Origin of the sequence: Hoylesella enoeca JCM 12259, assembly GCF_000613405.1 — a bacterium.
In the GTDB taxonomy this organism is placed as follows: domain Bacteria; phylum Bacteroidota; class Bacteroidia; order Bacteroidales; family Bacteroidaceae; genus Prevotella; species Prevotella enoeca.
Genome location: NZ_BAIX01000002.1, coordinates 94,923 through 116,414, shown reverse-complemented (window position 1 = coordinate 116,414; position 21,492 = coordinate 94,923). Strand labels below are relative to the sequence as shown.

The 21,492-nt window shown below is 44.8% G+C and carries 32 protein-coding genes and 3 pseudogenes; 32 read left to right on the top strand and 3 right to left on the bottom strand.

Annotated elements, in window-relative coordinates:
• The first annotated feature begins 11 nt into the window (after positions 1-11).
• From rplW to JCM12259_RS13095, 32 genes and pseudogenes are all read left to right on the top strand, one after another.
• Positions 12-452: a 50S ribosomal protein L23 gene (gene rplW, locus JCM12259_RS01350; protein WP_025065137.1), complete on the top strand. Its 441-nt coding sequence runs from the start codon at positions 12-14 to the stop codon at positions 450-452.
• A gap of 8 nt (positions 453-460) precedes the next feature.
• Positions 461-1,283, top strand: a pseudogene (rplB, locus tag JCM12259_RS13105) (50S ribosomal protein L2).
• Between the two features lie 18 nt (positions 1,284-1,301).
• On the top strand, positions 1,302-1,568 hold the full coding sequence (gene rpsS, locus JCM12259_RS01340; RefSeq protein WP_021582854.1) for a 30S ribosomal protein S19: 267 nt from the start codon (positions 1,302-1,304) through the stop codon (positions 1,566-1,568).
• Positions 1,569-1,601: 33 nt separating this feature from the next.
• The gene (gene rplV / locus JCM12259_RS01335) at positions 1,602-2,009 is read left to right on the top strand and encodes a 50S ribosomal protein L22 (protein ID WP_025065136.1); all 408 of its coding nucleotides are present in this window, start codon (positions 1,602-1,604) and stop codon (positions 2,007-2,009) included.
• 5 nt (positions 2,010-2,014) lie between these two features.
• On the top strand, positions 2,015-2,743 hold the full coding sequence (gene rpsC, locus JCM12259_RS01330) for a 30S ribosomal protein S3 (protein WP_025065135.1): 729 nt from the start codon (positions 2,015-2,017) through the stop codon (positions 2,741-2,743).
• Between the two features lie 15 nt (positions 2,744-2,758).
• Entirely contained in the window at positions 2,759-3,187 is a 429-nt protein-coding gene (gene rplP, locus JCM12259_RS01325) for a 50S ribosomal protein L16 (RefSeq protein WP_021582865.1), read from the top strand.
• 6 nt (positions 3,188-3,193) lie between these two features.
• Positions 3,194-3,388: a 50S ribosomal protein L29 gene (rpmC, locus tag JCM12259_RS01320; protein ID WP_025065134.1), complete on the top strand. Its 195-nt coding sequence runs from the start codon at positions 3,194-3,196 to the stop codon at positions 3,386-3,388.
• Between the two features lie 2 nt (positions 3,389-3,390).
• Complete coding sequence (rpsQ, locus tag JCM12259_RS01315) at positions 3,391-3,657, top strand: 30S ribosomal protein S17 (protein WP_051559048.1); 267 nt, start codon at positions 3,391-3,393, stop codon at positions 3,655-3,657.
• A gap of 2 nt (positions 3,658-3,659) precedes the next feature.
• A complete protein-coding gene (rplN, locus tag JCM12259_RS01310; protein WP_007899763.1) occupies positions 3,660-4,025 on the top strand; it encodes a 50S ribosomal protein L14 in 366 nt (121 codons plus the stop codon).
• A gap of 19 nt (positions 4,026-4,044) precedes the next feature.
• The gene (gene rplX, locus JCM12259_RS01305; protein WP_025065132.1) at positions 4,045-4,371 is read left to right on the top strand and encodes a 50S ribosomal protein L24; all 327 of its coding nucleotides are present in this window, start codon (positions 4,045-4,047) and stop codon (positions 4,369-4,371) included.
• A complete protein-coding gene (gene rplE, locus JCM12259_RS01300) occupies positions 4,371-4,925 on the top strand; it encodes a 50S ribosomal protein L5 (protein ID WP_036888347.1) in 555 nt (184 codons plus the stop codon). The genes rplX and rplE overlap by 1 nt, the downstream gene beginning before the upstream one ends.
• 5 nt (positions 4,926-4,930) lie before the next feature.
• Entirely contained in the window at positions 4,931-5,233 is a 303-nt protein-coding gene (rpsN, locus tag JCM12259_RS01295; protein ID WP_025065130.1) for a 30S ribosomal protein S14, read from the top strand.
• A 156-nt stretch (positions 5,234-5,389) separates the two neighbouring features.
• The gene (rpsH, locus tag JCM12259_RS01290) at positions 5,390-5,785 is read left to right on the top strand and encodes a 30S ribosomal protein S8 (protein ID WP_025065129.1); all 396 of its coding nucleotides are present in this window, start codon (positions 5,390-5,392) and stop codon (positions 5,783-5,785) included.
• A gap of 14 nt (positions 5,786-5,799) precedes the next feature.
• Positions 5,800-6,366, top strand: a complete 567-nt coding sequence (gene rplF, locus JCM12259_RS01285) for a 50S ribosomal protein L6 (protein WP_025065128.1) — start codon at positions 5,800-5,802, stop codon at positions 6,364-6,366.
• Between the two features lie 31 nt (positions 6,367-6,397).
• Positions 6,398-6,741 (top strand): annotated as a pseudogene (gene rplR / locus JCM12259_RS01280) (50S ribosomal protein L18).
• 6 nt (positions 6,742-6,747) lie between these two features.
• Entirely contained in the window at positions 6,748-7,260 is a 513-nt protein-coding gene (rpsE, locus tag JCM12259_RS01275) for a 30S ribosomal protein S5 (protein ID WP_025065126.1), read from the top strand.
• A 14-nt stretch (positions 7,261-7,274) separates the two neighbouring features.
• Positions 7,275-7,451 carry a 50S ribosomal protein L30 gene (rpmD, locus tag JCM12259_RS01270; protein WP_025065125.1) on the top strand — a complete coding sequence of 59 codons (177 nt, stop codon included), beginning with the start codon at positions 7,275-7,277 and terminating at the stop codon, positions 7,449-7,451.
• 22 nt (positions 7,452-7,473) lie between these two features.
• Positions 7,474-7,920, top strand: a complete 447-nt coding sequence (gene rplO, locus JCM12259_RS01265) for a 50S ribosomal protein L15 (protein WP_025065124.1) — start codon at positions 7,474-7,476, stop codon at positions 7,918-7,920.
• Between the two features lie 3 nt (positions 7,921-7,923).
• Entirely contained in the window at positions 7,924-9,261 is a 1,338-nt protein-coding gene (secY, locus tag JCM12259_RS01260; protein WP_025065123.1) for a preprotein translocase subunit SecY, read from the top strand.
• 14 nt (positions 9,262-9,275) lie between these two features.
• Positions 9,276-10,076, top strand: a complete 801-nt coding sequence (map, locus tag JCM12259_RS01255) for a type I methionyl aminopeptidase (protein WP_025065122.1) — start codon at positions 9,276-9,278, stop codon at positions 10,074-10,076.
• Positions 10,077-10,078: 2 nt separating this feature from the next.
• On the top strand, positions 10,079-10,297 hold the full coding sequence (infA, locus tag JCM12259_RS01250) for a translation initiation factor IF-1 (protein WP_004369550.1): 219 nt from the start codon (positions 10,079-10,081) through the stop codon (positions 10,295-10,297).
• A 12-nt stretch (positions 10,298-10,309) separates the two neighbouring features.
• Entirely contained in the window at positions 10,310-10,426 is a 117-nt protein-coding gene (gene rpmJ / locus JCM12259_RS15965) for a 50S ribosomal protein L36 (RefSeq protein ID WP_006950529.1), read from the top strand.
• 83 nt (positions 10,427-10,509) lie between these two features.
• Positions 10,510-10,890, top strand: a complete 381-nt coding sequence (rpsM, locus tag JCM12259_RS01245) for a 30S ribosomal protein S13 (RefSeq protein ID WP_025065121.1) — start codon at positions 10,510-10,512, stop codon at positions 10,888-10,890.
• 90 nt (positions 10,891-10,980) lie between these two features.
• Positions 10,981-11,370 (top strand): 30S ribosomal protein S11, encoded by a 390-nt coding sequence (gene rpsK, locus JCM12259_RS01240; RefSeq protein WP_024991657.1) that lies wholly within the window; start codon positions 10,981-10,983, stop codon positions 11,368-11,370.
• Positions 11,371-11,395: 25 nt separating this feature from the next.
• Complete coding sequence (gene rpsD, locus JCM12259_RS01235; RefSeq protein ID WP_025065120.1) at positions 11,396-12,001, top strand: 30S ribosomal protein S4; 606 nt, start codon at positions 11,396-11,398, stop codon at positions 11,999-12,001.
• 12 nt (positions 12,002-12,013) lie between these two features.
• Positions 12,014-13,006, top strand: coding sequence for a DNA-directed RNA polymerase subunit alpha (locus tag JCM12259_RS01230; RefSeq protein WP_025065119.1), 993 nt, complete (start codon positions 12,014-12,016; stop codon positions 13,004-13,006).
• A 123-nt stretch (positions 13,007-13,129) separates the two neighbouring features.
• Positions 13,130-13,654 carry a 50S ribosomal protein L17 gene (gene rplQ / locus JCM12259_RS01225; RefSeq protein ID WP_025065118.1) on the top strand — a complete coding sequence of 175 codons (525 nt, stop codon included), beginning with the start codon at positions 13,130-13,132 and terminating at the stop codon, positions 13,652-13,654.
• 505 nt (positions 13,655-14,159) lie between these two features.
• Positions 14,160-14,360 carry a hypothetical protein gene (locus tag JCM12259_RS17000; RefSeq protein WP_234396501.1) on the top strand — a complete coding sequence of 67 codons (201 nt, stop codon included), beginning with the start codon at positions 14,160-14,162 and terminating at the stop codon, positions 14,358-14,360.
• 352 nt (positions 14,361-14,712) lie between these two features.
• The gene (locus tag JCM12259_RS01215) at positions 14,713-16,824 is read left to right on the top strand and encodes a TonB-dependent receptor (RefSeq protein WP_234396500.1); all 2,112 of its coding nucleotides are present in this window, start codon (positions 14,713-14,715) and stop codon (positions 16,822-16,824) included.
• Between the two features lie 86 nt (positions 16,825-16,910).
• Positions 16,911-17,948 (top strand): hypothetical protein, encoded by a 1,038-nt coding sequence (locus JCM12259_RS01210; RefSeq protein WP_025065116.1) that lies wholly within the window; start codon positions 16,911-16,913, stop codon positions 17,946-17,948.
• Positions 17,949-18,336: 388 nt separating this feature from the next.
• Positions 18,337-18,657, top strand: coding sequence for a metal-sulfur cluster assembly factor (locus tag JCM12259_RS01205; RefSeq protein ID WP_025065115.1), 321 nt, complete (start codon positions 18,337-18,339; stop codon positions 18,655-18,657).
• Positions 18,654-19,417 (top strand): annotated as a pseudogene (locus JCM12259_RS13095) (UDP-2,3-diacylglucosamine diphosphatase). The gene JCM12259_RS01205 and the pseudogene JCM12259_RS13095 overlap by 4 nt, the downstream one beginning before the upstream one ends.
• Positions 19,418-19,634: 217 nt before the next feature.
• On the opposite strand, the gene JCM12259_RS01195 reads toward JCM12259_RS13095, so the two are convergent.
• From JCM12259_RS01195 to JCM12259_RS01185, 3 genes are all read right to left on the bottom strand, one after another.
• Positions 19,635-20,135 (bottom strand): hypothetical protein, encoded by a 501-nt coding sequence (locus JCM12259_RS01195; protein WP_025065114.1) that lies wholly within the window; start codon positions 20,133-20,135, stop codon positions 19,635-19,637.
• A 454-nt stretch (positions 20,136-20,589) separates the two neighbouring features.
• Positions 20,590-21,045 carry an HU family DNA-binding protein gene (locus JCM12259_RS01190; protein ID WP_025065113.1) on the bottom strand — a complete coding sequence of 152 codons (456 nt, stop codon included), beginning with the start codon at positions 21,043-21,045 and terminating at the stop codon, positions 20,590-20,592.
• Positions 21,046-21,237: 192 nt separating this feature from the next.
• Entirely contained in the window at positions 21,238-21,477 is a 240-nt protein-coding gene (locus JCM12259_RS01185; RefSeq protein ID WP_025065112.1) for a hypothetical protein, read from the bottom strand.
• Positions 21,478-21,492 lie beyond the last annotated feature (15 nt).

The following is a 21,492-nucleotide window of genomic DNA, read 5'->3' as shown; positions in this document are numbered from 1 at the left end:
ACAGTAGAAATATGGCATTTATCATTAAACCATTGGTCACTGAGAAGATGACCAAAATTACAGACAAGTCTTCTGAAAGCAAGAAGCTGAAAGCTGCTAATGAAAAAGCTGCAAAGGCTAAGAATGCAGCAGAGGAAAAGATCAGCTATGTTGTCAAAAAGAAAGGAAAGCCTGACGTAACGAAGGAAAAGACGGTTTATACTTATGAAAAGCCTGCTTTGCCTAAGTATGGCTTTATCGTTAGACCGGAGGCAAACAAGCTTGAAATCAAAGCAGAAATCGAGAGCCTATATAATGTTACGGTTGTGGATGTGAATACGATGCGTTATGCAGGAAAGCGTTCGAGCCGTTACACAAAAGCCGGTCTTGTGAAGGGACAAAAGGCTGCATTCAAGAAGGCGATCGTTACGTTGAAGGCTGGTGATCAAATAGATTTTTACAGCAATATTTAAAATAAAAAATGGCAGTACGTAAATTGAAACCGGTTACACCGGGACAAAGACACAAAGTTATTGGTACGTTCGAGGATATTACTGCATCCGTACCAGAGAAATCTCTCGTTTACGGGAAGCGCTCTACCGGCGGTCGAAACAACACCGGTAAAATGACTGTTCGCTACATGGGCGGTGGTCATAAAAGAAAATTCCGTCTGATCGACTTTAAGCGAGAGAAAGATGGTGTCCCAGCAGTGGTAAAAACAATCGAATACGATCCGAATCGCTCGGCTCGTATCGCTTTGTTGTATTACGCTGATGGTGAGAAACGCTACATTATTGCTCCTAATGGACTGCAAGTCGGCACAAAATTGATGTCGGGTGCAGAAGCTGCGCCGGAAATCGGCAATGCTCTCCCCTTGGCAAACATTCCTGTGGGTACAGTAATTCACAACATTGAATTGCGCCCGGGACAAGGTGCTCTGCTCGTTCGTTCGGCTGGTAACTTTGCTCAGTTGACTTCCCGTGAGTAGTTATTGTGTAATTAAACTTCCTTCTGGTGAGACTCGTAAGATTCTCTCTGCTTGTAAGGCTACTGTTGGGAGTGTGGGTAACTCTGATCACGCATTGGAACAGTCGGGTAAGGCTGGTCGCTCGCGTTGGTTGGGACGTCGTCCTCACAACCGTGGTGTTGTTATGAACCCTGTTGATCACCCAATGGGTGGTGGTGAAGGCCGTCAGAGCGGTGGCCATCCACGCTCACGTAAGGGCTTGTATGCTAAGGGTCTCAAAACACGTGCACCTAAGAAACTTTCAAGCAAGTATATCATTGAAAGAGCAAGTAAATAACATTAAGAAGAGTAAATTATGAGTCGTTCATTAAAAAAAGGTCCATATATCAACGTTTCACTCGAAAAGAAAATTCTTGCAATGAATGAAAGTGGCAAGAAGAGTGTCGTTAAGACGTGGGCTCGAGCATCAATGATTTCCCCGGATTTTGTGGGACATACCGTTGCTGTTCATAACGGAAACAAATTTATCCCTGTTTACATTACCGAGAATATGGTCGGTCACAAGTTGGGTGAGTTCTCTCTTACTCGCAGGTTTGGCGGACACTCCGGTAATAAGAAATAATCGGGAGTAACCATTTAAATGTAAAGAGTAATAATGGGAGCAAGAAAACATATATCAGCTGAAAAGAGAAAAGAGGCATTAAAGAGTTTGTATTTTGCAAAGCTCAATGGTGTTCCTTCTTCTCCACGCAAAATGCGCTACGTTGTAGATATGATTCGTGGCTTGGAAGTAAATCGTGCCTTGGGTGTTTTGCGATTCTCGAAGAAACAAGCTGCTGCAGATGTTGAGAAATTACTGCGTTCGGCTATTGCGAATTGGGAACAGAAGAATGATCGCAAGGCAGAAGACGGTGAGCTTTATATAAGCAAAGTTTTTGTTGACGAGGGTGTTACAATGAAACGTATGAGACCGGCACCGCAGGGTCGTGGTTATAGAATCCGTAAGCGTAGCAACCATGTCACTTTGTTTGTTGATGCCAAAACTAATGACGAAAAAGAATAAATAGAATGGGACAGAAAGTTAATCCAATAAGCAACCGTCTTGGTATTATCCGTGGTTGGGATTCAAATTGGTTTGGTGGCAAGAGTTTCGGAGAAAATCTCGTTGAAGATCAGAAGATTCGCAACTATCTGAACGAACGTTTGGCAAAGGCCAGCGTTTCGCGTATTGTCATCGAACGTACGTTGAAACTCGTCACCATTACTATTTGTACAGCCCGTCCTGGCATCGTTATCGGTAAAGGCGGACAGGATGTTGACAGATTGAAGGAAGAGCTGAAACGGCTCTATAAGAAAGATATTCAGATCAATATCTTTGAAATTAAGAAACCGGAACTTGATGCAACTATCGTTGCGAATAACATCGCTCGCCAAGTCGAGGGTAAGATTGCTTATCGTCGTGCTATTAAGATGGCTATTCAAAACACGATGCGTGCAGGTGCAGAAGGTATTAAAGTACAGATTTCAGGTCGTCTGAACGGTGCAGAAATCGCTCGTAAAGAGATGCTGAAAGAAGGACGCACACCTTTGCATACATTCCGTGCAGACATTGATTATTGTCAGGCAGAAGCTCTTACGAAAGTAGGATTGCTTGGTATTAAGGTGTGGATTTGTCGTGGCGAGGTTTATGGACAGCGTGATCTCGCACCGAATTTCGCACAAGATAAGCAAAATGCAGGACGGCTCGGTTCTCGTTCCGGTCGTGGCGGTAATCGTAGGAGAAACAATAACCGTTAAAAGAAGAAGTAAGTAATGTTACAGCCAAAAAGAGTTAAATATAGAAGACCTCAAGATGGGCGTGGCAATAAAGGCAATGCTCATAGAGGCACACAACTGGCTTTCGGCACATTTGGCATCAAAACACTTGAAGCAAAATGGATAGACAGCCGTCAAATTGAGGCTGCTCGTGTTGCCGTTAACCGTTATATGCAGCGTGAAGGTCAGGTTTGGATTCGTATATTTCCTGATAAGCCGATCACACGTAAGCCTGCCGATGTCCGTATGGGTAAAGGTAAGGGAGATCCAGCAGGATGGGTTGCACCGGTAACTCCGGGCCGTATCCTCTTTGAAGTGGAAGGTGTAAGTTTCGATATTGCCAAGGAGGCGCTTCGCCTTGCGGCACAGAAACTCCCGGTCAAGACCAAGTTTGTTGTTAGACGTGATTTCGATAAAAACGCTTAAGCTATTATGAAGAGTAAAGAAGTAAGAGAACTCGAGACCAAAGATTTGGCCGAGAAATTAGAAAATGCTGTGGAAGCTTTGCATCGGATGAAGCTGAATCATGCAACAACTCCTCTTGAAAATCCATCACAGATTAAAGCGACACGTCGTGACATCGCACGTATGAAGACGGAACTTCGCCAGAGAGAACTTAACAAATAACAATGTCCAAGATGGAAACAAGAAATTTAAGAAAGACAAGACAAGGGGTTGTCATCAGCAACAAAATGGATAAAACCATTGTTATTGCCGCTAAGTTCAAAGAGATGCACCCAATTTATGGTAAGTTTGTACAGAAGACAAAGAAATACCACGTACACGATGAGAAGAACGAGGCGAATGTCGGCGACACTGTACTTATTATGGAGACCCGTCCTTTGAGTAAAACAAAGCGATGGAGATTAGTTCAAATAATTGAAAAGGCTAAGTAATTATGATACAAGCAGAATCAAGACTTACAGTATGTGATAACAGCGGTGCGCGTGAGGCACTTTGCATTCGTGTCTTAGGAGGTACTCGCCGTCGTTATGCAAGTGTTGGTGACGTGATAGTCGTTGCTGTCAAGAACGTTATTCCGTCAAGTGATTTGAAAAAAGGTGCGGTATCAAAAGCTTTGATTGTTCGTACAAAGAAAGAGATTCGTCGTGCAGACGGTTCTTATATACGTTTCGATGATAACGCTTGTGTATTGTTGAACAATGCGGGCGAGCTTCGTGGAAGTCGTATTTTCGGTCCAGTAGCCCGTGAACTCCGTGCGGTGAATATGAAAGTGGTTTCTTTGGCACCTGAGGTCCTTTAATTATTAAAACAGAAGAGTAATGAGTAAATTACATATCAAGAAAGGTGATACCGTGATGGTCCTTGCAGGCGATAGCCGGGACCGCGGTAGAACTGGTAAGGTTCTTAAAGTCTTAGTCGATGAGAACCGAGCAATCGTTGAGGGTTGTCGGATGATCTCTAAGCACACGAAGCCTTCTGCCAAGAGTCCTCAGGGCGGTATTATTAAGCAGGAAGCTCCGATTCATATCTCTAATTTGAGTCTGATTGATCCAAAAAGTGGAAAGCCTACACGAGTGGGAATTAAACTAACGGAGGATGGAAAGAAGATTCGCATTGCTAAAAAGTCAGGGGAGGAAATTAAGTGATGAATACGGCACAATTGAAAAAAGAATATGCTGAGCGCATTGTTCCGGCATTGAAAGAACAGTTCAATTATTCCTCTGTGATGCAGATTCCTGTATTGAAGAAGATTGTTATCAATCAAGGACTGGGCGACGCAACACAAGACAAGAAACTGATTGAGGTGGCTGTGAACGAAATCTCTGCCATAACAGGTCAGAAAGCAGTTGCAACTTATTCGAAGAAGGATATAGCCAACTTCAAGTTGCGTAAGAAAATGCCGATTGGTGTGATGGTTACTTTGCGCCGTGAGCGAATGTACGAGTTTCTCGAAAAACTCGTGCGTGTGGCACTCCCTCGTATTCGTGATTTCAAAGGGATTGAGAGCAAATTTGATGGACGTGGTAACTACACATTGGGTATCGCCGAACAGATCATCTTCCCAGAAATTAATCTTGACTCGATAGATCGTATTCAAGGTATGAATATCACCTTTGTTACTTCTGCACAGACAGATGAAGAAGGTTATGCTTTGTTGAAAGCATTCGGTCTCCCATTTAAGAACGCTAAAAAGGATTAAGCAATATGGCAAAAGAATCAATGAAAGCCCGCGAAGTGAAACGCGCTAAATTAGTGGCACGTTATGCGGAAAAACGAGCAGCCTTAAAGAAGATCATCACTACCTCGGGAGATCTCGCCGAGGCCTATGATGCTGCTCGTAAGCTTCAAGCTATCCCTAAGAATGCAAACCCGATTCGTCTTCACAATCGTTGTAAGATAACAGGTCGTCCGAAGGGATATATCCGCCAGTTCGGTCTTTCGCGAATCCAATTCCGTGAAATGGCTTCTGCTGGTTTGATTCCGGGCGTGAAGAAAGCAAGCTGGTAAAGCGGGATAGGGTGGCAATAAACAAGCGTAATGGATTAGATGACGATCAACATCGCTGTTCTGATTTCATCTTTCGACTGTAAGCCGCCAATCCTTTGATAGATAACTTTTTTAATATTGTCGGGGTAGTCCCGATTAATTAAACATTTATAATTTATGACAGATCCAATAGCAGATTATCTGACAAGACTCAGAAATGCGATTATGGCACATCATCGTGTTGTAGAGGTTCCTGCGTCGAACTTGAAGAAAGAGATTACTAAAATCCTCTTTGAGAAAGGCTATATTCTGAACTATAAGTTCATTGAAGATGGGCCACAAGGTACAATCAAAGTTGCTTTGAAGTATGATCCGGCGACGAAGGTCAATGCGATCAAGAATTTAAAGCGTGTATCTACCCCCGGTCTCCGCAAGTATACCGGTTATAAAGATATGCCGAGAGTAATTAATGGATTAGGTATCGCGATTTTATCTACATCCAAAGGTGTAATGACAAACAAGGAAGCTGCCGACTTGAAGATCGGTGGTGAGGTTCTTTGCTACGTTTATTAATTGGAGGATTGAATATGTCAAGAATAGGAAAATTGCCAATTAGTATTCCCGCAGGTGTTACTGTTGCTCAGAACAATGGTGTTGTCACTGTGAAAGGTCCTAAGGGAGAACTCTCACAAGCCGTTGACTCATCTATTAAAATGAATGTAGAGGGAAACCTGATTACTTTCGAAATTGATGAGAATAGCCCTGTAAGCACAAAGCAAAAGCAGGCATTCCATGGCTTGTACCGTTCTTTGGTCAACAATATGGTTATCGGTGTAAGCGAAGGTTATCAAAAGACGATGGAGCTTGTCGGTGTCGGTTATCGCGTTTCAAACCAAGGAAACTTAGTCGAGTTCTCTCTTGGCTATACACACCCTATTTTCATTCAACTTCCGAAAGAAGTGAAAGTGGAAACGAAGTCTGAAAGAAACCAGAATCCAACCATAACAATCGAGTCTTGTGATAAGCAGTTGTTAGGGCTCATCTGTGCTAAAATTCGTTCTTTCCGTATGCCTGAACCTTACAAAGGAAAAGGAATTCTGTTTAAGGGTGAGGTTATTCGCAGAAAGTCTGGTAAGACGGCTGCAGCTAAGTAATGCTAAGTAACTTCAATTTTATTTAGAAATTATGACAACAAAGAAAGTAGAAAGACGAATCAAAATAAAGTTCAGAATTCGTAAAAGCGTAAATGGTACTGCTGAGCGTCCTCGTTTGAGCGTATTCCGCAGTAACAAACAGATTTATGCACAAGTAATTAATGATGAGACTGGAACCACGCTTGCATCGGCTTCTTCCCTTGGAATGGAGCAATGCCGAAGATTCAGCAGGCTGAGAAAGTCGGCGAGCTGGTAGCAAAGAATGCACAAGCTGCAGGCGTTACGACGGTGGTCTTCGATCGTAATGGTTACTTGTATCACGGACGTGTGAAAGGCTTGGCCGATGCAGCACGTCAAGGAGGTCTTAAATTTTAAACGATTATGGCAATGAATAAAGTAAGAATAACTAGTGACTCTGAATTGAAAGATCGCTTGGTTGCTATCAACCGTGTAACGAAAGTTACCAAGGGAGGCCGTACATTTACATTCGCTGCTATCGTCGTTGTTGGTGATGGTAATGGTGTTATCGGCTATGGCTTAGGAAAGGCCGGTGAGGTGACAGCTGCTATCGCCAAAGGCGTTGAGGCTGCTAAGAAGAATTTGGTAAAAGTTCCGGTTCTCAAAGGAACGATTCCGCATGAGATCGAGGCTACATTCAGCGGTGCGCATGTCCTGTTGAAGCCTGCTGCTGCCGGTACAGGATTGAAAGCCGGCGGTGCTATGCGTGCTGTCTTGGAAACTGTTGGCGTAAATGATGTGATTGCAAAATCTAAGGGATCAGCCAATCCTCATAACTTGGTGAAAGCAACAATTGAAGCTTTGGATCAGTTACGAGATGCCTATACGATTGCAGGTGTGCGTGGTATTAGCATGGAAAAAGTATTCAATGGTTAATGGAAGGACATACAATGGCAACAATTAAGATCAAGCAGATTAAGAGTAGAATCGGTGCCCCGATTGATCAAAAGCGTACGCTCTTGGCTTTGGGACTTCATAAGATTTCTCAGGTTGTTGAGGTTGAAGATACTCCCAGCATCCGCGGTATGGTGCGTAAGGTTCACCATCTGGTAAACATAGTTGAATAATTAATCTTTTTAAACAAGAATGATGAAACTAAATAATTTGAAACCAGCTGTTGGCTCTACGCATTCGCGCCGTCGCATAGGTCGAGGTACAGGCTCTGGACTCGGTGGGACTTCTACCCGTGGTCATAAAGGAGCAAAGGCTCGGTCCGGTTATAAGAGAAAGATTGGTTTTGAAGGCGGTCAGATGCCTCTGCAACGCCGTGTTCCGAAAGCAGGTTTTAAGAATATCAACCATAAGGAATATTTTGCAGTGAACTTGTCTACACTTCAAACTTTGGCCGACGCAAAGAATCTTACAAAGATTGGACTTGCAGAATTGAAAGAAGCAGGGCTGATCAATGGTAAACAACTTGTTAAGATCTTGGGCAACGGTGAGTTGAAAGCAAAGCTCGAAGTAGAGGCCAATGCATTCTCTAAGACTGCCGAAGAAGCAATCAAGGCAGTAGGTGGTAACACAACAATAATCTAAGTGATGAGAAAATTTATCGAGACACTGAAGAACTGTTGGAAGATAGAGGATCTGCGTCAGCGGCTCCTCATCACCTTTCTTTTTGTGGCAATATACCGCTTCGGTTCCTTTGTCGTACTTCCCGGAATCAACCCGAGTATGTTGGAGAAGTTGCAGTCGCAAACCTCCGGCGGTCTTATGTCGCTTCTGGATATGTTCTCCGGTGGTGCATTTTCCAATGCATCTATCTTTGCATTAGGAATTATGCCTTACATCTCGGCTTCCATCGTTATGCAACTCCTTGCCATGGCTGTGCCTTATTTCCAGAAGATGCAGCGTGAAGGTGAGAGCGGACGAAAGAAGATCAACTGGTATACACGTATCCTGACAGTATTTATTTTGTTGTTCCAGGCTCCGTCTTACCTGTTAAACCTCAAAATGCAGGCAGGTCAGGCATTGGCTTCCGGTATTTCTTGGTCGGTCTTTATCATTCCGGCAACGATCATTCTTGCGGCAGGTAGTATGTTCATCCTTTGGTTGGGAGAGCGCATAACGGATAAAGGAATCGGAAATGGAGTCTCTTTAATCATTATGATTGGTATCATCGCCCGACTTCCCCAGGCTTTCGTACAGGAAGTGGGATCGAGATTCACTGCTATCTCCGGTGGTGGACTCGTGATGTTTATCGTTGAGATTCTCATTCTCTATGCCGTTGTATGTGCATCGATTCTCTTGGTACAAGGTACACGCAAGATACCTGTGCAATACGCCAAACGTCTGGTTGGAAACAAACAATATGGTGGTGCCCGTCAGTATATACCGTTGAAACTTTTCGCAGCTAATGTGATGCCAATTATCTTTGCACAAGCATTGATGTTCATTCCATTGGCAGTCGTTCGGTATCAATCGGAAAATACGAGTTGGGTCGTACAATCCTTGATGGATAATAGGAGCTTGCTCTACAATATAGTATATGTAATCTTGGTTATCGCCTTTACATATTTCTATACGGCTATCACGTTGAATCCGACGCAAATGGCAGAAGACATGAAGCGGAATAATGGTTTTATTCCTGGTGTTAAGCCAGGAAAAGACACAGCAGAGTATATTGATACTGTCATGACTCGCATCACTTTCCCCGGATCTCTGTTCATTGCGTTCATCGCAATTATGCCTGCTTTGGCGGGATTGTTGAATGTGCAGCAGGCATTCTCTCAATTCTTTGGAGGAACGTCGCTATTGATTTTGGTCGGCGTTGTGATCGACACGCTCCAACAGATTGAGAGTCACCTATTGATGCGTCATTACGACGGATTGCTCAATTCTGGACATACCCGCAGCGGAGCAGTCTCTGCTTATTAAGTTAATTCTGTCGGATGGAGATATTTCTGAAAACAGAAGATGAAATTGAATTAATGTTTAAGGCTAATCGGCTGGTGAGTAAAACACTGGCCGAGTTAGCCAAGAACGTAAAACCCGGTGTTACGACACTGCAATTGGATCGGATTGCTGAAGAGTTTATCCGTGATCACGGAGCAATTCCAACGTTTAAGAATTTTCCGAATCCTTTTGGGGACCCATTCCCGGCAAGTATCTGCACATCTGTTAACGATGTTGTTGTCCACGGAATTCCTGACGATAAAACCATATTGAAAGATGGCGATATTATTTCGATCGACTGTGGAACATTGCTTGACGGATATAACGGTGACAGTTGTTACACATTCTGTGTCGGCGAAGTCAGTCCTGAAATTAAGCGGTTGTTGAAGACGACGAAAGAATCACTGTATATCGGAATCCGAAATGCCGTTTCTGGTCGTCCGATTAACGGTATAGGACAATCCATTCAACGGTATTGCGAAAAGCAAGGTTATGGAGTGGTTCGTGAACTTACAGGTCATGGGATTGGAAAAGAGATGCATGAAGCACCGCAAGTACCAAATTATGACACGGGAAATAGCAGTGTGATCATGAAAGCCGGAATGTGTATTGCTATCGAACCGATGATTACAGCAGGTGATCGACATATCGTGTTGATGCCTGATCGGTGGACAATCAAAACACGTGACGGCAAACCAGCAGCACATTTCGAACACACGATTGCCATTCGTGAGGGTGAAGCAGAGATTTTATCAACGTTTGAAGAAATAGAACAGTTAGAAGGAACACTATATTAATTATGGCAAAGCAATCCGCAATAGAGCAGGACGGAACAATCATCGAGTCACTTTCGAATGCGATGTTTCGTGTAGAACTTGAAAATGGCGTTCAGATCATAGCACATATTTCGGGTAAGATGAGAATGCACTACATCAAAATCCTGCCCGGCGATAAGGTGAAAGTAGAGATGAGTCCGTATGACTTGACCAAGGGCAGAATCGTTTTCCGATACAAATAATCAAGTAAAGATATGAAGACAAGAGCATCATTAAAGAAACGAACCCCCGACTGTAAGATCGTTCGTCGTAAGGGTCGGTTGTTTGTTATCAACAAAAAAAACCCTAAGTACAAATTACGCCAGGGCTAAGTGATGGCGTATCAGACTTGCTGTCTGATACCGTCATTGAACAAAAGAAGTTTAATCGATTTAATTCATTTATTTTATTAACAATGGCAATAAGAATTGTTGGAGTAGATTTGCCCCAGAATAAGCGTGGCGAAATCGCATTGACCTATATCTATGGAATAGGTCGAAGTAGTTCAGCAAAGATATTGGACAAGGCCGGCGTAAGCCGCGACTTGAAGGTCAACGAGTGGACTGACGATCAAGCAGCCAAAATCCGTGAAATTATCGGCGCTGAATTCAAAGTGGAAGGTGATCTCCGTTCAGAGGTCCAGATGAATATCAAGCGTCTGATGGACATTGGATGCTATCGTGGAATCCGTCATCGTAACGGTCTTCCGGTTCGCGGTCAGAGTACAAAGAATAATGCTCGCACCCGTAAGGGAAAGAAGAAGACGGTTGCTAATAAGAAGAAGGCTACGAAATAAAATTTAGTTGAGAGTTGAAAGTTGAGAGTTACGGAACAGCAATTCCATTACTTAAAACTTGCAGACTTAAAACTTTTAAACTAAAAAGTTATGGCAAAGAAACAAGCAACATCTAAAAAAAGAGTAGTAAAAGTTGATGCTATCGGGCAACTTCACGTTCATAGCTCATTCAACAATATCATCGTATCTCTGACAAATGCAGAGGGGCAAGTGATTTCTTGGTCTTCGGCAGGTAAAATGGGTTTTCGTGGTTCTAAGAAGAACACTCCTTATGCAGCCCAAACAGCAGCCGAGGATTGCGCGAAAGTGGCTTTCGATCTAGGTCTTCGTAAAGTGAAAGCTTATGTGAAAGGCCCTGGTAATGGTCGTGAGAGTGCTATTCGTGCCGTACACGGTGCAGGCATTGAAGTGACTGAAATCGTTGACGTAACTCCATTACCGCACAACGGTTGTCGTCCTCCTAAGCGTCGTCGTGTATAATTATCAACAATCAAATTTAAATATTATGGCAAGGTATATAGGTCCGAAATCTAAAATTGCGCGTCGTTTTGGTGAACCCATCTTCGGCGCGGACAAAGTTTTGTCCAAGAGAAACTTCCCTCCTGGACAGCATGGCAATAACCGACGCAGGAAAACGTCTGAGTACGGTGTCATGTTGGCAGAGAAGCAAAAAGCCAAGTACACGTATGGAGTGCTTGAGCGTCAGTTCCGTAATATGTTTACAAAGGCTGCGAAAGCCGATGGCATTACTGGTGAGATTCTTCTTCAGAATCTCGAATGTCGTCTTGACAATGTCGTATTTCGTCTTGGGCTTGCACCGACGCGTGCTGCGGCACGTCAGTTGGTAGGCCACAAGCATATTGTTGTCGATGGCCGAGTAGTTAATATCCCTTCTTATGCAGTTAAACCCGGTCAAATTGTTGGTGTGCGCGAGAAGGCGAAGTCTCTCGAAGTTATCGAAGCTGCATTAGCAGGCTTCAATCATAGCAAATATCCTTGGATTGAATGGGATGAGAATACAAAGAGCGGCAAGTTTTTGCACAAGCCTGAACGTGCCGATATTCCCGAAAATATTAAGGAGCAGTTAATCGTTGAGTTGTACTCTAAATAAATCATTGAATTAATGGCGATATTAGCATTTCAAAAACCTGATAAAGTTGTAATGTTGGAGGCCAATGACCGATTTGGCAAGTTCGAATTTCGTCCGCTTGAACCCGGATTCGGTGTTACTATCGGTAACTCATTGCGTCGCATTCTTCTTTCATCGCTTGAGGGTTATGCCATCAACACGATTCGTATCGGAGGGGTTGAGCATGAGTTTTCCTCAGTGCCGGGTGTTAAGGAAGATGTTACCAATATTATCTTGAATTTGAAACAAGTAAGATTCAAGCAAGTAGTAGAAGAATTCGAGAATGAGAAAGTTAGTATTATCGTGGAAGGACTCACAGAGTTCAAAGCCGGTGATATTGCTAAGTATCTGACTGGATTTGAAGTGTTAAACCCTGATTTGGTGATTTGTCATTTAGATGCCAAATCCTCAATGCAGATTGATCTCACCATCAATAAAGGTCGCGGATATGTACCCGCTGACGAGAATCGTGAGTTCTGCACAGATGTCAACGTCATTCCTATTGATTCTATCTACACCCCAATCCGTAACGTCAAGTATTCTGTGGAGCCGTATCGTGTCGAGCAAAAGACCGACTACGACAAGTTGATTCTTGAAGTTTCTACGGATGGTTCCATTAGTCCGAAAGACGCATTAAAAGAGGCTGCTAAGATCCTCATTTATCACTTTATGCTGTTCTCTGACGAGAAGATCGCGATGGAGAGTCCTGAACAGGAGAACAACCAAGAGTTTGATGAGGAGATTTTGCACATGCGCCAATTGCTCAAGACCAAGCTTGTTGACATGAACCTGAGTGTCCGTGCTCTCAACTGTCTGAAAGCTGCAGATGTTGAGACGCTTGGCGATTTGGTGCAATACAATAAGACCGACCTTTTAAAGTTCCGCAATTTCGGTAAGAAATCGCTCTCAGAGCTTGATGATTTGCTCGAGGGTCTGAATCTGTCTTTTGGAACCGACATATCAAAGTATAAGTTAGACAAAGAGTAAAATGAAGTAGGAGAGGAGAAAGAGCAAGTAGAAAATGATGAGTAAGATGTCGTGAGAATACTTTTATGACGGCTTTACTTCCTTAGTTTCTTACTCCTCTTCCACAATTAACAAGAGACAAAAATGAGACATAATAAGAAATTCAACCATCTGGGTCGTACTGCATCTCATCGTGACGCTATGTTAGCTAACATGGCAATCTCGTTGATCATGCACAAAAGAATCACTACGACTCTCGCTAAGGCAAAAGCCTTGAAGAAGTATGTAGAGCCCTTGATAACTCGTTCTAAGGACGATACAACCAACTCACGCCGTGTTGTGTTCCGTTATTTGCAGAACAAATACGCCGTAACGGAGTTGTTTAAAGCAGTTGCTGCCAAAGTGGGCAATCGTCCCGGAGGTTATACACGCGTCATCAAGCTCGGTTTCCGTCAAGGCGATGCAGCTCAACTTGCTTTTATCGAACTCGTAGACTTCGATGAGAACATGGCTAAGACGCCTAAGGCTGAGGCTAAGAAGACGCGTCGTAGTCGTCGTTCGGCTGCTAAACCTGCTGCTGATTCTGTTACAGAAGAGGCTCTCAAGACCAATGAAGCCGTTGAGGAAGCACCTCAAGCAAAGCCGGCAGAAGAGCCTAAGGCTGAATAAAAGCGTCACAACATTTCATTTCTAATAGTTGCCCCCGGCGAAACGATCGTGTTTTCCGGGGGCAATTCATTTGTGTTTATTGTTCCTCTCTACCGTTTCTACGAGCATTTATAGTCGAATCGTATTCTCTATACTCCTTGATTATTTTCATCCGACGCTTACATGCTGTGCGAAAAGGCTTTAATTGCACGCCAAGTAATGACTTGTTGTAGAATGATTAACGGTTTGTTGCAAAGCACTTTCGTGTTTAGGATGCGATCACCGGGAAATACATAAATTGCAGTTTTTGACGAAAACGGCCACCGGAAAGTAAGAAATCGTGATTTTTTGATGAAAACGTATGCAATTCATGGCACAACAAACGTTAATGTTAAATAACTCTGCCTAATGAAATAAGAACTACTCAATAAAAATCTTATCTTTGCGCTGGATTCATTTCATGAAGACTTGTCTTTGAATGCGGGTGAATCGGTAAGGGAAATTATTGTATACAAGGAATTGGAAGATGCGTATCAACCGACATAGAAGAATGTTTTTAGCGTGGATGTTGCTGGCAACATTCGTGCTGATGCATGTTGTCAAGGATGCACATCTGCATCATGCACAGGAAAATGAAACTGTTGCAGTGTCAGCAAACGATGGCGGGGCGACGGTGAAAGGCAGTTGTTTGATCTGCGATTTCACTTTTCATGAGCTTCGCCGGTAGCAATCGCCGACTTTCATCCTTTGTTGTGCTTCACCGTAATTACCCCTTATATCATTACTTCGCAGACCGTTTATCGACATATTGATGCCATAAACAGTCATTCTCCGCCCTTTTCGGCCTGAGAATTTACGAATAATTTTTTTTCATTAAATGTTACAGGCTTGCTGAAAAGCCGTTAAACGCAACGTAACTCATGGTAAATCGTCGTGCACATGACCGTTACTTGCCATGTGATTAACGGTTAGTTGCAACTGTAACTCATTCAGATTTATAAACAAATGAAGCATAATGCATTGCAGCTTTGCGGATGCGTGGCATGCGTTCTGTTGCTGTCTGTTGCCGCTATGCCGTTATGTGCACAACAGGTGATGAGAAACAGCTATGTCGCAAGATGCCGACAGCAGACACCGACACGATCAAGACTGCGCAGAAGAAGAAAAATAAAAAATCTGCTTTCAGCAAGGCACAACAGCTCAAAGAGATCGTCGTTACGGGAGAACGCCGCCAGGCGAGTGTGAATAGCGTGAGCGAAAAGATCTCTTCGAATGTGATCGACCGCTCGATGGGCAAATCTCTTGCCTCACTTTTGGAACATGTGAGCGGTGTGAGTTCGATTCAGACAGGAACGACAGTGGCCAAACCCGTTATCAACGGTATGTATGGCAATCGTATCTTGATTGTCAATAACGGCGCAAGGCAGACCGGCCAGCAATGGGGAGCTGATCATGCGCCTGAGATAGACCAAAACAGCAGTAGTTCGATAGAGGTAATCAAGGGGGCGGAATCGGTGAGATACGGTTCGGAAGCGCTCGGCGGTATCATTGTGATGGAGCAAAAACGGCTGCCTTATGGACAAGAGCAGACAACAGGACATGTCCGTGCACTCTACGGGAGCAATGGATTACGCTATTCAGCGGTGGCTCAGGCCGAGGGAACGCTGCCGCTCTGTCGCGATATTGCGTGGCGCTTGCAGGGCACCTATTCCAATTCGGGTGATCAAAAAACGGCCCATTATCTGCTCAACAACACAGGTTATCGCGAGCACGACCTCTCGGCCACACTCGGTTACAGTCATCAACGACTACGGTTGGAGGGCTTTTACAGTATGTATAATCTCAAATTGGGCGTGATGTTGAGTGCACAGATGGGTAGTGAAGACCTGTTGAAAGAGCGCATCGCATTGGGGCGACCGATTGAGATCGATCCTTATACCCGGCATATCACCTATCCTTTCCAGCATGTTGTCCATCACACGGCTATCGGTAAAGTGTATTTCGATGGCGGGCAGTATGGCAACTTCTTTTGGCAAACAGCTTTCCAGGCTGACGATCGTAAGGAAAACCGTATGCGGCGGATGAATCATTCGGACATTCCGGCGGTGAGTATGGATCTCACTTCATTCCAAAACCAATTGAAATGGACGCTTGGTCGTGATCGGTGGAACACCGAGGCGGGCGCATCTTATTTGCACATCCGCAACAAGAATCAGGCCGGTACGGGAGTGGTGCCGCTCATTCCGAATTACACCGAATATGATCTTGGCATTTATGGCATACAAAAGTATCGACATGGAACGTGGGATGCCGAAGCCGGTGTGCGTTTCGACAACCAACAGACGCGTGCAGCCGGATATGATTATACGGGCAAACGCTATGGCGGACATCATAATTTCAGCAATTTCTCGTATAATTTGGGTGCGAATTATCGTCCTTCGGAGCATTGGAAATTCACAACCAATCTCGGATTGGCATGGCGTGCACCACATGTTTATGAACTTTACAGCAATGGAAACGAGTTGGGGTCAGGCATGTTTGTCGTAGGTGATTCCACGATGCACTCTGAGCAGAGCACTAAATGGATTACGTCTGTTGTTTATCGGAGCACTTTTGCCGATGTGCGCCTTGATGGTTACTTGCAATGGATCAACGGATACATCTATGATGAACCGTCTCATCAGTATATCACCATTATCTCGGGTGCTTATCCTTTGTTCCGATACAAGCAGACGGATGCTTTCTTTCGCGGTGTCGATTTGGATATGAGGATTCGTCCTGTTGCACAAATCGAATATCATTTGTTGTCGGGACTCATTTGGGCTAACGAACAGAAGACGCACAATTATCTGCCCTTTATTCCCTCAGCGCGTATTGATCACGATGTCACTTGGTCGGGACTGCATCTCGGTGGTATCAATGCGTGGGCGCAGTTGAAGCATAGATTCGTGTTTAAGCAGAGACGCTTCAATCCCGATAGCGACCTGATTGCTTTCACACCGGCATCGTACGGTCTTTGGGGATTTGAACTCGGGGCCGACTGGAAGGTGTCGGCAACGAATAAATTTCGTGTATTGGTTGCCGCGGATAACCTTCTGAACAAGGAATATAAAGAGTATACCAACCGCTCACGATATTATGCTCACGATATGGGGCGTGATATTCGATGCTCGATAGGGTGGTTTTTCTGACGAAATTTACAAGGAAATGAGTAGACAAGTTAACAGGTAAGATTTAGTAAATAACAGTAAATAATTATTTTAAACAACAGAACAATATGAAAAAGAACGTATTAACATCAGTGTTGGTGCTGCTGGGTGCAGCTCTGTTTGCCGTGTCGTTCACTGCTTGCAGCAATGAGCCTGACAAACCGAATAATGAGCCTGAAAACAAACTCCACGAAGACCCTACTAAGGTTACAATCCAGTTGGTGGAATGCCACATGCACGGCTCCTGGAATAAGATCGAGACCAAGGGCGGCCCTCATCAGAATCCCGAGAGCAAGGCTAAGTATCTGAAACGTATACAAGAGGTGACTTATGAACTCAAAGAGGGCAAAGGATGGGGACTTGCAAAAGGAAGTCAAGACAAATTTTATGTATTGAAATCACATGAATACGGTAGTTTGCCCGATGATCCCAATCCTGCGCCGATCTATTTGATGTTTATCAAGTATTATAATGCGAAGGGTGAGATGATCAATCATGAGTTTGTTCAGAACGGGCAGGATGCCATTCACCAGCATTTCTTCACCGTTGAAAACGTGAAGAACCTAATGACCGATGCGGCTGTGGCCGGCGTGAAGACCACCGACTATATAGAATATAAATATGTGGACACCACACCATGGGATCAAACATATCATAAGGGGGCCACACTCACAGGACTGACTAATCCAATCGGCCTCAAAGGTGCTATCAAATTCCTGAAAGATCGTACCACAATGGATCTGCGCATTCGTTTGCTGCATGACAACCGCGGTAAGAAAGATCCCAAGACCGGTGGTTTCAGTCCCTTCTACAGTCCTTCGTCTCGCCAAGTTCAGATCGCTTCTTGGGATATCAACTTCACGATTCCGGTCGTAACTTATGCCGATCAAGAGGAATATATCGAAGGATTTCCCACAACATTACAGCTAAGCGATGTGCCGGCCTATGTCAAAGCACACCCCGACGGTAGTTTCGATGCCGTGGGCAACAATTTGCTGCATGCGATCATGAAAGCATTCCATATTTCGTGGGATGCGGCATTGACCGACTATTGCACCAAATATATCACTTCGGGTGACGCCGAATCTGGCACTATTTGGTTGTAAGTCTCTTCTTGTTTATTCGAATATACAAGTCGGATGTCGGGGCATGTAGTCTTTTCGGCATCCGACTTTTGTTAATGCTAAATATATCAAATATTCATTGCTGCACGCTGTTTTAGATTGAAATTATCTCGCAAAACCCTATTGCTGGTACGTATGATTTTTCTGTCGGTACGCTCTCGGTAGTGCTGATCATAAAAATGAGCTATTGAAAACGTCTAGTGATTTTGATAAAAACGTCCAGATGTTTTCGATAAAACATCCAGACGTTTTTAGTAAAACATCCAGATGTTTTTTTTTGAAGCTTCGCGAGTCGTTATAGTTCACTCGTCATGGCGTTTGTGAGTACGGATTATTTTGTGTACATTTGCAAGACAAACATTAAAATGCGATGACACAAGAAGAAAAGACAAAGATCGAAGAGCGTATCGTGGATGTGCTCAAGACTGTATATGACCCCGAGATTCCGGTCAATATCTGGGACTTGGGAATGATCTATAAAGTGGATGTCAACGATGATCAGACAGTGGATCTTGATATGACATTCACTTCTCCTTCCTGCCCTGCAGCCGACTTTATTCTTGATGATGTGCGCACCAAGATCGAGACGCTCGATGATATCAAAAGTGCCAATGTCAATTTGGTGTTTGAACCGGCATGGGATCAGAGTATGATGAGTGAAGAAGCACGCGTAGAACTGGGGTTTGAATGAAACAGGTTTACTTTCTTTCCGATGCCCATCTCGGTTCGTTGGCCATTGAACATGGAAGGATGCAAGAGCGCAGGCTGGTGAGGTTTCTCGATAGCATCAAACACAAGGCGGCAGCGATTTATCTCTTGGGCGATATGTTCGACTTCTGGAATGAGTATCGTTATGTCGTGCCGAAAGGCCATACGCGATTCCTCGGCAAGCTATCCGAGTTGACTGATATGGGTGTTGAGGTGCATTTCTTCACCGGCAATCATGATATTTGGACTTATGGCTACCTGGAAGAGGAGTGCGGACTGATCGTCCACACGCGTCCGTTCACCACCGAAATCTATGATAAGGTGTTCTTCCTGGCCCACGGAGACGGGCTGGGCGATCCTGATAACCGTTTCAAACTGCTGCGGAAGATCTTCCATAACCGCATCTGTCAGCGACTCTTCAACGCCGTGCATCCCCGTTGGGGCATGTGGTTAGGGTTGACGTGGGCCAAGCATAGTCACTGAAACGCGTCGAGGGGAAAGAGTTACCTTATCTCGGCGAGGACAAGGAATATCTGATCCGGTTCACCAAGAACTATATGAAAACGCATGCCAACGTCGACTTTTATCTCTATGGTCACCGTCATATCGAACTCGATCTGATGTTGTCGCGCAAGACGCGAATGATGATCCTCGGCGACTGGATTTGGCAATTCACCTATGCTGTCTTCGACGGCGAGCATATGTTCCTCGAACAATATGTCGAGGGCGAGAGTCAGCCTTGATCCCTATGGGTTCCGAATGTAAAGCAAAACCTTCAAACAGTGGTTGATCATCAGAATCATAAAGGCAACCACGCTCCATGTGAGGCCTGCTAACCGAAAAGTAGCCAGCTATACCAGGAAGTGTAAAATGCAGTGCTATGACTAATAATCCCCGACACGTTTCCGTGCCGGGGGATTTGTGTATCTCTTCGCGGAGAGCGAGAGATGAGATTCGGAGCTATGCACCAAAGCTGAGGCCGATGGCCACAAACACCCTGGTGTAGCTTTTGAACAGAGATCCTTTGGAGTGATAACGCCTGATGCCGAAGCCGAAGTCGGGCTTTATCTTCGCTTTGCCCAAGTGCATATAGACGCCTGCATCGTAGTAGTTATACTTCCAGTCTTGTTTGCGGCGCAAATTGTCTCCCAATCCGATGCGCACGTCAAAATTGCCGAGATCATCTTTCAGAAACGTATAGCCCACGTTCGCACCATACATCACGTTGGTGTAATAGTCTTTGGTCCCGTTGATTTTGAACAGGGCAATCGTACTCTCACCTCTGGCATTGACGAAAAACCGGTCGGTGATGTTGTAGCCCACGTTGCCTACGAATTCATAAGGTCTGAATTCTTTGTAGAACGTATTCCCCTGGAAATGGATCTCCACCCGAATATCTTCCTTTTGTGAGAAAGCAAGAGCGGGAATCGTTAGAAGCAGTAGCAATAGTAGTTTTTTCATTGTCTTTCCTCCATGACTTCTTCTGATTGATAATGATTTCTTTATATCGTGTCTGGCGAGATTTGCTTATTGTTTAGGTATCGTAAAAGGATGTTACAAATATAGAAAACATATCGAATCATTGTTCTCTCCGGTGGCTGTATTTTTGTTTCTTTTAACATCGTGGTTGGTCTTGTATGTTGATTTTAGTATCTGTTAGCAGCGTGGGGCAGATAGGAGAGGAAAGAAGATGGAAATCACAAACAGTCCCCGACATGTTTCCATGCCGGGGATTGATGAAAAGAGTTGCTCGCTCCTGTTTCGCCGAGGCGAAAGGGAGGAGAGGATCAATGGGGGAGGGGAGTTTGTGGCATGTTGATCCTGTGATTCTTCAATCTTGGATCGTGCCCACGGAGGTGCGGCGCGGCGCAGTGTGGGGAGGAGGACTGCTACCGCCATGACCTCGGGGCGGGGATCAATGCCCCGGGCCGCCGACTTTCTTCTTCTTTTTAGCAACGCCTTTCCACTCTTCCCAGTCGATCCTCACGTCGGAAAGACTGCGTACGGCCACACGATGAACGTTGGGATCGCTACCCGGGCGGAACCGTGTTTCGGGGATGAAGCGCACGCGCACACCATTGATTTGTTTGGCGGTGACCTCTTTCTCTGTGGCCACACCGTTCTTGGTCGACGTGGCTGTGAAATAGAACGTGCCGATGCCGGTGAGTTTCACCGATCTGCCTTGCGCCATATACTCGCCCATCACGCCACCTAAGGCGATGAGCACGGCATAGACGTCGGCCCGACTCACGGTGGACTCGGCTGACAGACGCTTGGCGATCTGCTCGGTGTCGACGGGGTTACCTACAAGTACCGACTGCGGGTACCATTTGTTGCTGATCTTTTTTAATACTTTCTTATAAAATGCCATGTTGTTTTACTGGTATTTGTGCCGGGAAGCTGTGTTTCGAGGTCCATCCGACAGGTATACGACCTGTGCCCCACCACTCGTATAGGAGTCCCCCACAGGTATACGACTTGTCATCGGATCTCTCCACACCTGTATCCCGGCGGATTATTGATAAATGTTCACTCGGTTCGGTCGGTCGAGGGGGCGAGCTGCTTATTGACGGTCGCGACGATAGAGCCCCAAGTCTGCCGGCCAGACTTCCTTCCGATTACCGCATGCAAAGATACGATGTTTCGGCATGGCTTGCAAGGCTTTTTCCATGGGTATCGTCACGTGTATACATATGTTTATACCCTCGGTTGCCCGTTGACGCACGGCATGGTCGCTGGTGGGGGCAGGGCGGTAGACTTGTTCCGGAGACCGATCGAAGGTAAGGGCGGAAGCGGCTTGCAATAAAAAATCTTTTGT